The sequence below is a fragment of the Lysinibacillus sp. SGAir0095 genome, from assembly GCF_005491425.1.
Lineage (GTDB): Bacteria > Bacillota > Bacilli > Bacillales_A > Planococcaceae > Ureibacillus.
In genome coordinates this window covers 596,776-610,401 of record NZ_CP028083.1, presented here as the reverse complement: position 1 = coordinate 610,401, position 13,626 = coordinate 596,776, and the positions used below count along the sequence as shown (strand labels likewise).

General features: G+C 35.8%; 16 protein-coding genes. 4 read left to right on the top strand and 12 right to left on the bottom strand.

The features are described 5' to 3' along the window. Positions 1-125 precede the first annotated feature (125 nt). Together C1N55_RS03055 and C1N55_RS03050 are read right to left on the bottom strand one after the other, a co-directional pair. Complete coding sequence (locus C1N55_RS03055; protein WP_137727437.1) at positions 126-2,201, bottom strand: sensor domain-containing protein; 2,076 nt, start codon at positions 2,199-2,201, stop codon at positions 126-128. A 123-nt stretch (positions 2,202-2,324) separates the two neighbouring features. Beyond that, on the bottom strand, positions 2,325-2,702 hold the full coding sequence (locus tag C1N55_RS03050) for an SLAP domain-containing protein (RefSeq protein WP_137727436.1): 378 nt from the start codon (positions 2,700-2,702) through the stop codon (positions 2,325-2,327). A gap of 213 nt (positions 2,703-2,915) precedes the next feature. Here C1N55_RS03050 and C1N55_RS03045 point away from each other — a divergent pair, with 213 nt between their 5' ends. Continuing rightward, entirely contained in the window at positions 2,916-3,107 is a 192-nt protein-coding gene (locus tag C1N55_RS03045) for a hypothetical protein (RefSeq protein WP_137727435.1), read from the top strand. An 81-nt stretch (positions 3,108-3,188) separates the two neighbouring features. Here the strand turns inward: C1N55_RS03045 and C1N55_RS03040 are convergent, their stop codons facing one another. The 5 genes from C1N55_RS03040 to C1N55_RS03020 all read right to left on the bottom strand — a co-directional run bounded on the left by C1N55_RS03040 (position 3,189) and on the right by C1N55_RS03020 (position 7,476). Then, positions 3,189-3,662 (bottom strand): NUDIX domain-containing protein, encoded by a 474-nt coding sequence (locus C1N55_RS03040; RefSeq protein ID WP_137727434.1) that lies wholly within the window; start codon positions 3,660-3,662, stop codon positions 3,189-3,191. 139 nt (positions 3,663-3,801) lie between these two features. Next, a complete protein-coding gene (locus C1N55_RS03035) occupies positions 3,802-4,485 on the bottom strand; it encodes a DUF4956 domain-containing protein (RefSeq protein WP_137727433.1) in 684 nt (227 codons plus the stop codon). A 27-nt stretch (positions 4,486-4,512) separates the two neighbouring features. Next, positions 4,513-5,211: a polyphosphate polymerase domain-containing protein gene (locus C1N55_RS03030; protein ID WP_137727432.1), complete on the bottom strand. Its 699-nt coding sequence runs from the start codon at positions 5,209-5,211 to the stop codon at positions 4,513-4,515. A 287-nt stretch (positions 5,212-5,498) separates the two neighbouring features. After that, entirely contained in the window at positions 5,499-6,797 is a 1,299-nt protein-coding gene (locus C1N55_RS03025) for a sensor histidine kinase (protein WP_137730516.1), read from the bottom strand. Beyond that, entirely contained in the window at positions 6,790-7,476 is a 687-nt protein-coding gene (locus tag C1N55_RS03020) for a response regulator transcription factor (RefSeq protein ID WP_137727431.1), read from the bottom strand. The genes C1N55_RS03025 and C1N55_RS03020 overlap by 8 nt, the downstream gene beginning before the upstream one ends. A gap of 168 nt (positions 7,477-7,644) precedes the next feature. On the opposite strand from C1N55_RS03020, the gene C1N55_RS03015 reads away from it, so the two are divergent. Together C1N55_RS03015 and C1N55_RS03010 are read left to right on the top strand one after the other, a co-directional pair. Then, positions 7,645-9,798 carry a carbohydrate-binding domain-containing protein gene (locus C1N55_RS03015; protein WP_137727430.1) on the top strand — a complete coding sequence of 718 codons (2,154 nt, stop codon included), beginning with the start codon at positions 7,645-7,647 and terminating at the stop codon, positions 9,796-9,798. Between the two features lie 147 nt (positions 9,799-9,945). After that, entirely contained in the window at positions 9,946-10,314 is a 369-nt protein-coding gene (locus C1N55_RS03010) for a hypothetical protein (RefSeq protein WP_240758366.1), read from the top strand. 106 nt (positions 10,315-10,420) lie between these two features. Here C1N55_RS03010 and C1N55_RS03005 read toward each other — a convergent pair whose 3' ends face one another. From C1N55_RS03005 to C1N55_RS02990, 4 genes are all read right to left on the bottom strand, one after another. Beyond that, the gene (locus C1N55_RS03005) at positions 10,421-10,747 is read right to left on the bottom strand and encodes a nucleoside triphosphate pyrophosphohydrolase (protein ID WP_137727429.1); all 327 of its coding nucleotides are present in this window, start codon (positions 10,745-10,747) and stop codon (positions 10,421-10,423) included. Between the two features lie 101 nt (positions 10,748-10,848). Then, entirely contained in the window at positions 10,849-11,517 is a 669-nt protein-coding gene (locus tag C1N55_RS03000) for a hypothetical protein (protein ID WP_137727428.1), read from the bottom strand. A gap of 121 nt (positions 11,518-11,638) precedes the next feature. After that, on the bottom strand, positions 11,639-12,298 hold the full coding sequence (locus C1N55_RS02995) for a zf-HC2 domain-containing protein (RefSeq protein ID WP_137727427.1): 660 nt from the start codon (positions 12,296-12,298) through the stop codon (positions 11,639-11,641). Then, positions 12,285-12,773: an RNA polymerase sigma factor gene (locus C1N55_RS02990; RefSeq protein WP_137727426.1), complete on the bottom strand. Its 489-nt coding sequence runs from the start codon at positions 12,771-12,773 to the stop codon at positions 12,285-12,287. The genes C1N55_RS02995 and C1N55_RS02990 overlap by 14 nt, the downstream gene beginning before the upstream one ends. A 158-nt stretch (positions 12,774-12,931) precedes the next feature. Between C1N55_RS02990 and C1N55_RS02985 the strand changes: the two genes are divergently transcribed. After that, positions 12,932-13,237, top strand: a complete 306-nt coding sequence (locus tag C1N55_RS02985; RefSeq protein WP_137727425.1) for a hypothetical protein — start codon at positions 12,932-12,934, stop codon at positions 13,235-13,237. 19 nt (positions 13,238-13,256) lie between these two features. Here C1N55_RS02985 and C1N55_RS02980 read toward each other — a convergent pair whose 3' ends face one another. Further along, a complete protein-coding gene (locus C1N55_RS02980; protein WP_137727424.1) occupies positions 13,257-13,625 on the bottom strand; it encodes a YunG family protein in 369 nt (122 codons plus the stop codon). Between the last annotated feature and the right edge of the window lies 1 nt (position 13,626).

Sequence of the window (13,626 nt, the reverse complement as noted above, 5' to 3'; positions counted from 1 at the left end):
GAATCTAATTATCCAATATTTAGAACTTCTCTTTCAATCTTTATAAATCCTTCTTTAACAAAAAAAGTGGCGACTGCACTTTTCATGCACCCGCCACTTTTAGAGTTCTATAAGATAGTTATCTTTTATGAGAGATTTTTTAATATTTCAGGAATTTTCTCAAAAGGTACCGGTTTTCCGAAGATATAGCCCTGGATCTGATGACAGCCAAGTCCATGCAAATATGCTAATTGGTGCTCTTCCTCAACACCTTCAGCTATTATTCCTTTTTCTAAACTGTCAGCCATCGAGATAATCGTACGTACAATGGCCTCCTGACATTTACCATTGATATTTTGTATAAAGGATTGATCGATTTTAAGGGTATTAATTGGTAGTATCCCCAGATAGCTGAGTGAAGAATAACCTGTTCCAAAATCATCAAGAAATACGCCAACTCCTAATGCTCTTAGTTGATTTAGCTTTTCAATAATATTCTCTACATCTTTCATCATAATGCTTTCCGTTAATTCTATTTTAAGATATTCAGGATTAAAATTCGTCTCCTCTAGAATCTTTAATAGCTTGGTAACGAATTGCTCATTGTCAAATTGTCTTGTAGATACATTTACAGATAGATACGGCGAGTACTCACTACTCTTGTATAATTCATTAAATTTCGTACAAGCCTCTTTGATAACCCACTCACCAAGAGGAATAATAAGGCCCGATTCTTCTGCTATCGGAATGAATTCTGCAGGAGAAAGAACGCCTAATGCTGGATCATGCCATCTTAGAAGTGCCTCGAAGCCCACAATTCTGTTTTCACGCGCATCAACAATCGGCTGATAGTTTAATGTTAAAGAATCATTGGTTTTTATCGCTTGTCGCAGCGCCTGTAAGATATCCAATTTTCTGACTATTCCCTCTGAAAAGTCAGTATGATACACTTTATAGGTGTTTTTACCATCTTTTTTCGCCGCATTCAGCGCCTGATCTGCATATATTATCAGCTTTTCTGCCTCACTTGTATCATCCGGGAACATACTTATTCCAATACTTGCAGTCAAGATATAACTTCTTTCCCCTAAAATAATAGGTTGAACCATCTCATCAATTAAGTTTTGAGCTTTTTCTTCCACTAATTTAGATTCTTCAATATCAGGTAATAGGATGATAAATTCATCCCCACCCACTCTTGAAACAATGCCTTCTTCTCCTATAAAATCCCTCAACCGCCCAGCTATTATCTTTAATACTTTATCCCCTATGGTATGACCTAGTGTATCATTAATCCATTTGAATTGATCAAGATCAAAAAATAGCACTGCCATTTTGGTTCCCATTTCTTTAGCATTCAAAATTGATTCATTTAAAAGCTGTTCAAAACGCCTGCGGTTCGGTAGTTGCGTGAGTTCATCATTGAAAGCCATAAATTCAAGTTGTTCTTCTGCTTTACGTCGTTGTTGAATATCTGCAACGATTCCATTAAGCCTTATAATCTTTCCTGATTCGTCGAAGATAGGCGTTGTATAGTTCGACACCCATTTTACATTTTGGCGGGCATCAATTATACGATATTCTAGATTAAGGGTCTTCCCCTCAGCTAACTTAGGTTGCATCTTCACAACGTCAGAAAGATCATCCGGATGAATAACTTCCAGCCAGAGATTCGGATTTTTTATAAACTCCTCCTGAGAGTAGCCGTATATTTTCTTACATGCTGAAGAGATTTGAAAAAGCTTTTCATGTTTATAATCACTTGACCATACACAGATATCGATGTTATTGAATACGCTTTCTAATTCGAATTTTGTTTTCTCTAACTCTCTTTGCATCTGATTTTTATGGGTCATATCTTTTACGATGCCCGCAACACCTACAATCTGATTTTCCACAATGATAGGTACTGAGGTTCCGTACAATTCAATTATTTTACCTGTTTTATGTTTAATTGAAACATCGAAGCTTTTTCTTGTTCCATTGGCTAATACATCTGCGAACGTTTCACTCATGGTCTTTCTGTATTCATCTGCCAATATCTCCGCAAAATAAAATTCAGAAAACTCATCATTTGTATATCCTGTTAAGTCCCTCGCCATTTTATTGATAATAATAAACTTTCCGTTTCTATCTAAAGCATAGCAAGGGTCAGGATTTGATTCAAAAAGGGATTTGTATATTGCAAATAAAGCTGATGAATCATCATAGATGGGATGCATCTTACTGCCTCACTTTAATAGTTAATAGTATTAAAAGAATATATCAGTTCTTACGAATATTCAATTTATTATTTAATAATATTCTCCCATTTTAAACAAATCCTCTAATCCATATTGTAAGATTTACAGGATTTCTAATTGCCCATCCTTAAAAGAAGATTGTGGTTTATAACTACCCTTTGTAAAAATAAATGTCCAGGGCATACTCATCTTGGGCGGAATCGTAAGTGCAGGTAGAGTGAAAACCTCGTCAGCAATAGCCTCTCCATGAATGCTGTAAAGTAATCTTGTGTTGTTTATCCGGAGCGGATCGTCCGTAAAATTATGGACCAATACAGTCACAAGTAATGCCTCTTCATGGTTGATGGCTTCTCTTATAGGGGTACAAAGAACACCGGAATAATCCTGGTGTTTAGTTTCATCAAAAATTTTTTCTATATTTAGTCGGTCCTTAGCAGCCAAAGCTTTGTCCCAAGATGCTTCAAATTGTAATTGTTGCATACCGATAATCACCTCTTGATGGTAAGTGTAACACATAGGGATTGATAAAATGGGGTCACTGTCTATTAAAAGAGAGCAACTACTTTTTACTGTAATTGCTCTTTTTGCTATTTCTCTTTAGAAAAAACCATATACGAATAGGAACAAAGCTTCTTACATATATATTGGCAAGAGAATTTCTACTAAGGATGATAGATAGGAGCTTTAGATGACATGACAATAACTTTTTTAGAAAACATAAAGGAATTGGCTACTCTAATAATATTTATTTCTTGCGTTATTTATCGAAGACAGCTGAAGCTAACGAAATGGAAAAGAAAACTTACTAAAGGTGAGCTGACTATGTATCTGGTTACGACCATAGCGATACCGGTTTATGCAATTAGTTATTTGATGCTGTTATAGGGATTTTATTTATTATGGGAGACTTGACTTTATAAGAAATCTACACTTTTTTAAATATCCGTGAATAGGAGAATATATCCGTCAACTTAATAGTTCAAGGAGATGTTCTTCAATAAACTCTATATTTTGTGGGCTTTTTGCATATGTTAAAATTTGCTCTTTTATATTGGGATATAGAGCTATCTTATCCAACTCGTTTAAATGAATCCATCTCACAGCAATTTGATTTGGATCTGGATTAATTGGCAATTTAGGAACCATGCCATCTTTAATCTTACAATCAAAAATCAACTGCAAGGAGGGAGTTTCTCCATATCTATAATCGTTTAAGTGGGGAGCATACTCAAAGACTAAAGCTAATGGTCCTACGTCTACCTCAATTGATGCCTCTTCCAAGGCTTCTCGTTTAACAGCTTCAACCACGGATTCGTTCGCCTCAACTCCACCTGCTGGCAAGTTATAATGCACTCCTCGTTCATCCTCAAATTCAACTAATAGAATCTTTTCGTTCTCAATAATGAGTGCACATGCCCTAACTCTTATCGGAAATGTCATGAATCGTACCTCACTCTCTTTTCGTTTATGTATAAATTATACACGAAATACATTTTATTACATAATTGATTAATTTGAAAAATTACTACGCAATTAAAAAATCACCCCCACCTACTAAGTGGAGATGATTCTACTTTTCTTACGCCGTGAAGTTTCCGTCATAGCTTAACATGATGGCTGATTTTACGCCTTCAATACTTGAAATGTTGTTAATAAAACTCATATCATTTTCTTTGACACGAATTTCGTATGTTACTTCAAAATCATTTCCAGGCATGACGGATTTTGATTTAATTGAATGTTTTTTGACATGTTCCGAAATGACGTGATCCATTGATGTTTCAATTGATTTTTCATCATAGCGTACGACTAATAGATATGGATTTTCTACTTTTATACGATTACCAAAAAGAATCAATACTAGCCCAATTAAAATCGAACCAATAATTACTAGTGGAATGAATCCAGCTCCACATAGGATACCCGCAACAATCGCCCAAAATAGATACACGATATCCATTGGGTCTTTAATTGGTGTACGGAAACGCACAATCGATAATGCCCCTACCATTCCTAGTGACAACATAACATTAGATGAGATTCCAATAATGATTAAAGCTGTTGTCATCGACATAATAATTAAGGAAATATTAAACGTGTGTGAGTAGATGACGCCCGAGAAAGTTTTCTTATATACATAATAGATAAACAATCCTATTAAAAAGGCAGCCAATAATCCTATAACTGAATCAATGATTGAAAAACTACTTGTTTTTTCTAAAATACTTGATTTAAAAATATCATCAAAATTTACAGTTTCCATTTTAATTCCTCCATTTATCTTTCTACATTACCCGAACATTCTGCTGATTTGATATTTCGAATAGGTTCCTTTTTTTCGGTTTCCAAGCTGCAATAAGTACTTAATGACATCCGGTAAAAACTCGTCATACTTCACCTCAAGAATGACAACTTCCGGGTTTGTTTCAACCATTGCTAAATCTGGATTTAATAAATCTGGATTCCGAAAGCTAGTTTTGATATCACTGTCAAAGGTTACCCGCACATTCCCTTGGTCGTATATAAAGACTTCCCTTACATAATCCACTACCGTCATGGGCTTGATTTGGAACAAAGTCATTTGCATGTACAAATCCTGAATAAGTAATCTTGAATCGTACTCCATCCAAGCGATATCCCCGATTCTTATTTTTTCGTATTCCTCTGCTGTAATCGTACATTTTTGCTTATATGTAAGATTATTTCTCTTACTTTTTTTCTCTAGGTTAAGGAAATTCGTATTGTAGTCATAGAGTCTTACACGAAACTTGTCCCGTTGATAAAAACCTTCTTTTTTCTCTGTTAGTACTTTATTGTCGAAGTTATCAAAGTACACACTACGAATTAGGTACTTACCATCCTCCTTCGCGTAAGGATCCACTTTCATGAAATGCTTTAATTTATTTCTTAGAAGATAGCAATCCATCTTCGTAATTTCATGTTTGAGTTCTGTTCGCCCCATAACACCATTTAAGCGTCTGCCTTCCATCTGCTTTTCTCCTTTGCTGTTTGTTATCTTATGAATCACATTATTAAGGACAAACCTTAAACAAACCTTAAAAGAAAATCAGTTAGAAAAAAAAATAAAATTCTTCGTTAATATTTGTTTGGTGAAACGGATTTAAGTTCAACACATTTTCGATTATGGGGGCTATTCTACTTTTCAACTTGCTTACAGCAAATCTTCTTATAGACAAGCACTTTTTTACGTTAGAGCTTATTTCGATCACTAAAAATAAGCGAGTACAAAAAAAGAGATTGCATTGCTGCAATCTCCTACTTCGGAAGCTTAATGATAAAGGTTGTTCCTTTATTTTGGTTTTTCATTACTTTAATGGAGCCTCTGTGCTTTTTAACTATCCATTGGGCAATCGATAATCCTAGACCCACCCCACCAGTTTCTCTGGATCTAGCTCGATCTTCACGATAGAAACGTTCAAAAATATACTGCATATTTTCTTCTTTTATCCCAATGCCCGTGTCACTCATTTCGATTACTACTCGCTGATCCTCTATATATGTTTTAACACCGATACTATCATTTTCTCCTGTGTATTTTAGAGCATTATCAAGCAAAATAACGAGTAGCTGATGCAAACGGGTTGCGTCTGCCTTTATGGAAATAGGACATTTTAAATTTAGCCAAAAATGCTTTTCCTGCGATTCAGCAATTTCCTGGTATGGTGCACAAACATCTCGTACCAATGCATCCACTTCGACATTCTGCAGAGTCAGCTCTGTTTCTGCCGAATCTGCTCTGGCTAAGGTTAATAAGTCTGTAGTTAGCTTAGATAATCGGCGTGTTTCCGAAAGACTCAGGGCAATGTTCTCAAATTTATCAGCAATTCTTTCTTGTGGTGATCTAAGGAGTAACTCCAATTTATTTTGGATGATGGTTAAGGGTGTTCTTAGTTCATGTGATGCATTTTCCACGAACTCCGCCTGCTTATTCCAGGACTGAATAATTGGCTTCATCATCTTTTTAGATAAAAGGATACTCGCTGATATAGAGAGAATAATGAAAATCACCGAACAAATCGTGACCAATCTGACGAAATTGGAGATAATAGCTTGTTCAGCATTCACATTAATGAGAAGCTGTGTATAAGCAATATCATCCGCTTCATTTGTATCTTCAAAAAGAAGATATCGAAATTCGTACTGTTCATTAATTGAGGTCATTGTGATTTCATCTATTTTTGTCTTATCAAGCTTGTAATCAGTCAGATAATTTTCATAAAATAAGGAGCCAATTTCTCGTTCATTGACAATATTGCCAGCTTTGTCCCAATTAATGACAACGATTCGGGGATTCGGATTCTCTCTTTTATTATCAATTTGAGGAAAGTCCTGATTTTCTTTTCCAGGCAGCGGTCCGTGATCTTCCCCCACATTCACATTGTCCGTAAGCCTCTCTTTAAATGACTCTAGTTCTTTATCCGCCTGCGAGTATAATGTACTTTGGACCTGGCCAAAAATGATGAAGCTAAAAATCGTGAAAATAACTGTAAAGGCCAATAAGTTAAGGAGCATAAACTTGAATTGCTGCTTCCTAAAAATAGATTGGTTAAACATTTTCTTCACCACTATCCGTAAGCATATACCCTAAACCTCGGAACGTTTTAATGAATTGGTCATAGCCATATTTTTTAAGATTTTTCCGCAAATTACTCGCATACACCTCCACAACTGTCGTCGAGGTGTCCGATTCAAATCCCCAAATTCGATCAAAGATTTGTTCTTTAGTTAAAATCGCATTTTTATTATTAATTAGGTACTCCAAAAGATCGAACTGTTTCCCATTAAGTTTAAGAATTTCTCCATTAAGCTCCGCAGTTTTATTTTTAATATTTAATTTTAAATCCTTAAAGGTAATAACATTCTCCTTTAACAATCCACCAGACCTTCTGACCATTGCCTCAAGTCTGAGCAACAACTCTTCCCTATGGAATGGCTTGACCAGATAATCATCTGCTCCTACCTTAAATCCCTGAATCTTATCATCAATGCCATCTTTTGCCGTCAACATAATGACAGGGGTCATAATGTTTTGTTTTCTAAGATTTTGCAGTACCTCATATCCGTTCATAGAAGGCAGCATAATATCTAAAATAATGACGTCAAAAATATTTTGTTCTGCTAGAAATAACCCCTCTTCCCCATCGAATGCCTGCTCTGCCATGAACATGTCTTTTACTGTTTCACATATCGAATCTGAGAGATATTTATCATCTTCAATAATTAGTAGCTTCATATATCCGCTCCCCCTTTTCTCTGTTAATTTTCTACGTTTGATTATATGTCCATTTTCTAGAATTGCAAATTTTTATTTTTTTAAGGTTGATTTAAGGTTGGTCTTTAATAATAGGCTCATACGCAACAACAGCCTTAAAAAATGAGAAATGAAAAGGAGTAAAATTTTATGAAGAAACAAAATTCTAAACTTATAAAAGTAGCAACACCTCTTATGATGTGTAGTGCGTTATTATTTGCTTGTAGTGATGATACAGCGGAGGTTGCGTCTTCAAGTGATCCTGCAGTTGTCCAAGCCGAGAGCTTAAGTACCATTGGCAATCAGGAGATACTAAGTGTTATTAATGATAAAGTTTCCTATTCGGATGAGGATTTCTACACAGATTGGGATAATGCTACTTCTATTAAATTAGATGGTGAAACTGCAAGCTTTGAAGGTAACGGTGGTGTTGTCATTGATGGCAGTACAATCACGATTCGAACTTCTGGTGTCTATGAAATAAGTGGAAAGCTCAATGATGGACAAATTATCGTGAATGCAGAAGATGAAGGAACTGTTCGACTTGTTCTTAATGGAGTGGAAATCAATTCATCTACTAGTGCACCTATTTTTGTAGAAAAAGCAGAAAAGACAGTGGTTTCCTTAGAAAAAGGAACTGAAAATGTTTTAACAGATGGCGAAAATTATGTGTATGAAAATTCAGAGGATGATGAGCCCAACGCAGCCCTTTTCAGTAAAGACGATTTGACAATCAATGGAGAAGGAACTTTAGTGGTAAACGGAAATTACAACAATGGGATTGCTTCAAAAGATGAATTAAGAATTACTGGTGGGACAATCCAAATTGATGCTGTAGATGATGGGTTAATGGGACGAGATCTCGTTGCCGTAAAAGATGGGTCAATTCTTATTACTGCTGGTGGCGACGGAGTCAAATCAACAAATGACAAGGATGCATCTAAGGCACTTATTGCAATTGAAGGTGGTACCTTTGACATTACGTCAGCTAATGATGGAATTCAAGCAGAGACTTCTCTTCTCATAGCCGCTGGGGAATTTACGATTACATCTGGTGAAGGCAGCCCTGAAACAGTAGACACAAATGATAATAATCGAATGCCTGGCATGCCTGGTGAAACGAATACTACGACGAGCACAAGTACGCAAGATGAATCCGAAAGTACCAAGGGTTTAAAAGCCGCTGTTGAAGTAGCAATAGGTGGAGGAAGTTTTACAATTGATTCCTTGGATGATGCCGTTCACAGTAATAACTCAATTACCATCACTGGCGGAGAGTTAAATTTAGCTACAGGTGATGATGGAATCCATGCAGACACTTCTATTTTAACTAAAGGTGGAACAATCGATATTACAAAAAGCTATGAAGGGATCGAAAGTAAAAGCATCACGATAGCTGATGGAGAGATTCATGTAAATGCGTCAGATGACGGGATCAACATTGGTGGCGGAAATGATGCTTCAGGTCGAGACTTTGCAGCAACAGAAGACACTGAAGAGAATGTCCTTTCCATTAATGGTGGCTATATTTATGTAAACTCTGCCGGGGATGGACTCGATTCCAATGGTTCGATTACTATGACGGACGGAACAGTCATCGTTAGCGGTCCAACCAATAATAACAACGGGGCTCTAGACTATGATCAAAGCTTTGATATAAGTGGTGGTTTACTTATCGCTACAGGAAGCTCAGGCATGGCCATGACTACTTCTGAAGATGCATCTCAAAATGCTCTTATGATGACCTTTACAGAAACACAAGTGGCAGGAACTGCCATTCAGCTTGAAGATAGCAATGGTGAACCAGTGGTAACATTCTCACCTGACAAGGATTATCAAACCGTGTTAATCAGTTCGCCATTAGTTACTAAGGATGCTACTTACACTCTTCAATCTGGTGGAACGGCAACTGGAACTGAAAATGACGGCTTGTTTACGGATGCTGCCTATCAGGATGGAACGAATGAAGTCGAATTTACAATCTCTGATACAGTGACATGGCTAAATGAGTCAGGGATTACAGAAGCAGGTTCCAATGGATTTGGTGGAATGGGAGGACCTGGACAAGGCGCTGACGGTAATGGCGCAATGGGTGGTCCTGATGGCACAGGCGAAAATCCAGGTGGAGGCCGTGGCGACATGTTTGCAGATTTGGATGAAGAAACAAAAGCAAAAGTCCAAAGTATTATGGAACAACAACGAAACGGCACAATTACACAAGAAGAAGCCCAAACACAACTGGCTGAACTCGGCGTTGAGCTCCCTTTCGGAGGACAAATGAAAGAACCTGTTCAACCAGAATAGACTGATATAAGTAAAAATAGCCCAGGTTACTCAAACTAATTATGAGTAACCTGGGTTTATTTTTTGTCTATCCACTACCATTATTGTAATACCATCCAATTAAACCGATTGAGATTTATGCTATAATTTAACAAAGGGGGTATTCTAATGAAGTTTTTCAAGTCATTTGACTCTATTTTCATTTTGGCTATAACACTTTTATTTGTTTATGACTTTTTCCCCGAGGTTCCATTTGCTAATGCAATTCCCACAGGAGTCCTCCTTATCCTAATTTTAGGAGCCCTTTTATTTAGGTTTGTATTCAAAAAACATGATGCTACAGACATTAAAAAAGATATTCAATGGCAAATAGTTTTAACACTATACATATTAGCATTATTGGTACTATTCCCGCTTTTAGGAGGCAAATCTTCTTCCGGCATTTCCTTTGAAAGTGGAGCTCTTTGGGTCATGATTCTAATTTCAGTGTTCGAAATATACTCGAAGTGGAAGAAAGTTAAACGAGCAGAAGCATAGCTGCTCATTATAAAAAGCGTATTCCCTATTATAAATGGATACGCTTTATTGCCTTATTTAATTTGAACTTCTCTCCTCCATTTTACAATACATCACAACTAAAATACTATTCTTCACCTGTACTAACCAACAAAAATTTCCTCTCAAATCCCCCACGCTCTTCAAACTTGCTTTGGCGTATTTTTTCAACTTCTTCAATAGTACTGAGATGCGTTTTAGCTAACGAATGAACTACCTCTAAGATATCTGCAAGTTCTTCTATTGCATGATCATCAGTTGATGAAATTAGATACTCAGTAACTTCTTCTTGCAACTTTTTCTTAAGTTCTACGATAAATTTCTCTTGATTTAATGTTGCAACCTCACACGTATTTTCACTATTTTCAATTATGTCAGGGATTTTATCTCGAACTAATTTTTTATAAATAACCATTGTTTTCTCCTAACCTTCCTAGTGCTTTTGATAGTTTCACCTATCCAATATGTAATCAATTACATCTTCTAAATATGTATCTAACATTTGTAAAAAAAACATTAGACTTCCTCTTTCCCCTTTAAGGCTGATTGACGAGATGATTTATCTAATAAAATGTAATCATTTGTTTTTGAAATTGAGATTGAGTGTTTGTCAGTAAACTTATTTAAGTCCGGACATACATGTGTCGGTTCAAAATTAATGATGCGTAGGTTGATTCCCTTTTTGACTTTAATAATGGCGGCCTTTTTAGCCCAACCAGTTCGCACAAATTTTACATGTTTAATGTCATCAGGAAAAACTCTTCTTTTATAAAGTAGAATCGTAAAGAGCATGATTTCATAGGTAAGTGTGTTTTCTTCGATGTAGAACTTGAATCTTACAAAAGCCAAAATAATTATTGCTACTATGGCGACGATTCTTATTACCAATGCCTCTTTTTCTAGACCACTGACTGTAACACTTGTGTTAAATACAAAGATAACAAGCAGAAAAATCATTGGGCCGCTTCTTACTGAAGCAACATAATTAAATCTAGTCTGCTTTTTACCTTTTTCATTTATTTCGTGCTTTCTTATCAAAATAATGGACGTTACTAGAGTATATAGCGTCATAAGGTACATATATTCCCAATTGAATTCTATCTTGAAAAAAATAAGCACTAACAATTGAACAACTATTGGTGGCAACAATAAAACCATACAAATATTTAATATCTGTTTTATCACCCAATCCCTCCTCAAAAAATAACATTATTTACCTATTTTACCATTTACAAAACATGCTTTATATGAAAAATTAAAAAAAGGATATCCTTTTCGGATCATCCCTTCATACCAATTTACTAAATTACTCTCGCTCCCAAATTAAATCAGCCCTTTCAAGTATGTCGTCCCATGAATCTTTTCCAAAACTAATGTCTTCTACATCAAAACCAGCATAGTACACAGCATCAATTTTTTCACTCTCGGGAAGTACAGAGATATAGTTGTGTTCATTTTGGCCATCATCATCCAAAAGATTTCTTGTAGGTGAATGCGCGATGGTTTGTGTATAAAAAATAAAACTCACATTCTTTTTCTCCCCATCTATTTCAAGAGACATGGGATGTGTTTCGTGTACACCAGCATAGCTTTTCCCAAAATAATGCAATACCAATTGTTGATTATTTGGAGCCTCGATTTTAATCAGATCTTCCGAATAGGGTATAACCTTTTCATAATAAAAGACGTACGAGAACGCACCGAATAAAAGGATGGCCGTTCCTAAAATGGAACCAAGGGCAATCATTATTTTTTTATTGCGCCACTTTTTACTGAATGATTTTAGAAGAGAGTCTTTATTTTCAACAGGTAAATAGAGTTCTTGTTTCATGGACTCCAACTCTTTTTGACATTTCTCGCAATGCTTTAAATGCTCGTCTACCATCTCTTTTGTATCTGGACTCACCACTCCATCAATATAAAGAGGTAAAACATCTTGGATGATTGTACATTTAATCTCTTTCATGATCTATCGCCTCCATATGCTCCAATATTTGCTTTCTCGCCCTGTAAAAAGTCACCCTGGCCCACCCCGCGCTTTTTCCGAAGAGTTTTCCGATTTTTTCAAAGGGCAGTTCACCAAAGGTCCGCAGTGTAAAGACTTCCTTGTACGGCTCATCCATCGTGTGAAGAAATTCGTGAACAGTAAAAGCACTTTCTTCAGCCATCAAATTGCTAACAAATTGAACTCCTGTATCTGGTTCATCATCAAAATCAATCTGTTTTTTGTTTCGTTTGTAGTAAGAAAAGTATGTATTTTTGGCAATTGTAAAAAGCCATGCTCGAATATCTTTGGAACCATCAAACTTTTCAATTGCTTTTAACGCTTTATAAAATGCTTCTTGGGTAATTTCTTCCGCTATTTTTTCATCGCGACTTAGGGATTTGATATATAGGTATACTTCTTTAAAATATTCACGATAGATTTCTTCAAACTCCATCCTTTCCCTCCTCTCATTTATATAACTCCCAACCTAGCGTTACGTTACAAGAAAAACGATTTTTTCTTATATTGTATTACATTAAAGCTTATAGGCTTATGAGGTTCAAATTTTTGGGCATATTAAGGCTAGATAATCTTTAAAATAGGAGCGACACTATGCCAAGAAAGTCTTCTCAAACAAACGAAGAATTAGAAAATGAGAAAATAGAAGAAGTGCCAAATAACCTGCAAAGTGAAATGGAGAATGTTTCACGGATGCTAGCAGCGGTACTTGATTATTTGGCTGATGAAGAAAATGAAGAAATCGATATTGAATATCTTTTCGATAAAACGGAAGGCCTTCGAGAGTGGCGTAAGCAATATCAAGAAAAAAACAGGAAGCTGATCGAGGAAGAAATCAAAAAATCTCTTGGCGATCTATCTTTTGAGGAGCTTCAGAAAATTCGTGAACAGATAAGATAGAAATAAGTACTGTTCTTATTCAAACGGATTTTAAAGCATCCAAGTTCATTAATACCCTTTGTTTTAAAAAAGTGTATTGCTTTTCATTCGTATCCAAATATGCTTCTTCTCTATTTGAGGGAATATCCAAATAAGCGATAGGTTCTATGAATTGAGATGATGTAAAGTCATATCTGTTCCCATCAATAAAATTATAAAAATGCCATCCATCAGGTAGACTCGTTTTCAAAATTTCCCCACCCAATAAATCATTGACAACCAAAGTGGTAACACCGCAATGGCCCTTTGCCGGGTTTTCTATACTCCACTTAGAACTTGATTTGATGGACCATGATTTTGATAATGCATTTACGATTCTTTCTATTTGTGTTTGATAATTCGTCTTCAAC

Coding starts and splice junctions, on each gene's coding strand:
- C1N55_RS03055 (WP_137727437.1), bottom strand. CDS start 2,201: ATGCATCCCATCTATGATGATTCATCAGCTTTATTTGCAATATACAAA.
- C1N55_RS03050 (WP_137727436.1), bottom strand. CDS start 2,702: ATGCAACAATTACAATTTGAAGCATCTTGGGACAAAGCTTTGGCTGCT.
- C1N55_RS03045 (WP_137727435.1), top strand. CDS start 2,916: ATGACAATAACTTTTTTAGAAAACATAAAGGAATTGGCTACTCTAATA.
- C1N55_RS03040 (WP_137727434.1), bottom strand. CDS start 3,662: ATGACATTTCCGATAAGAGTTAGGGCATGTGCACTCATTATTGAGAAC.
- C1N55_RS03035 (WP_137727433.1), bottom strand. CDS start 4,485: ATGGAAACTGTAAATTTTGATGATATTTTTAAATCAAGTATTTTAGAA.
- C1N55_RS03030 (WP_137727432.1), bottom strand. CDS start 5,211: ATGGAAGGCAGACGCTTAAATGGTGTTATGGGGCGAACAGAACTCAAA.
- C1N55_RS03025 (WP_137730516.1), bottom strand. CDS start 6,797: ATGTTTAACCAATCTATTTTTAGGAAGCAGCAATTCAAGTTTATGCTC.
- C1N55_RS03020 (WP_137727431.1), bottom strand. CDS start 7,476: ATGAAGCTACTAATTATTGAAGATGATAAATATCTCTCAGATTCGATA.
- C1N55_RS03015 (WP_137727430.1), top strand. CDS start 7,645: ATGAAGAAACAAAATTCTAAACTTATAAAAGTAGCAACACCTCTTATG.
- C1N55_RS03010 (WP_240758366.1), top strand. CDS start 9,946: ATGAAGTTTTTCAAGTCATTTGACTCTATTTTCATTTTGGCTATAACA.
- C1N55_RS03005 (WP_137727429.1), bottom strand. CDS start 10,747: ATGGTTATTTATAAAAAATTAGTTCGAGATAAAATCCCTGACATAATT.
- C1N55_RS02995 (WP_137727427.1), bottom strand. CDS start 12,298: ATGAAAGAGATTAAATGTACAATCATCCAAGATGTTTTACCTCTTTAT.
- C1N55_RS02990 (WP_137727426.1), bottom strand. CDS start 12,773: ATGGAGTTTGAAGAAATCTATCGTGAATATTTTAAAGAAGTATACCTA.
- C1N55_RS02985 (WP_137727425.1), top strand. CDS start 12,932: ATGCCAAGAAAGTCTTCTCAAACAAACGAAGAATTAGAAAATGAGAAA.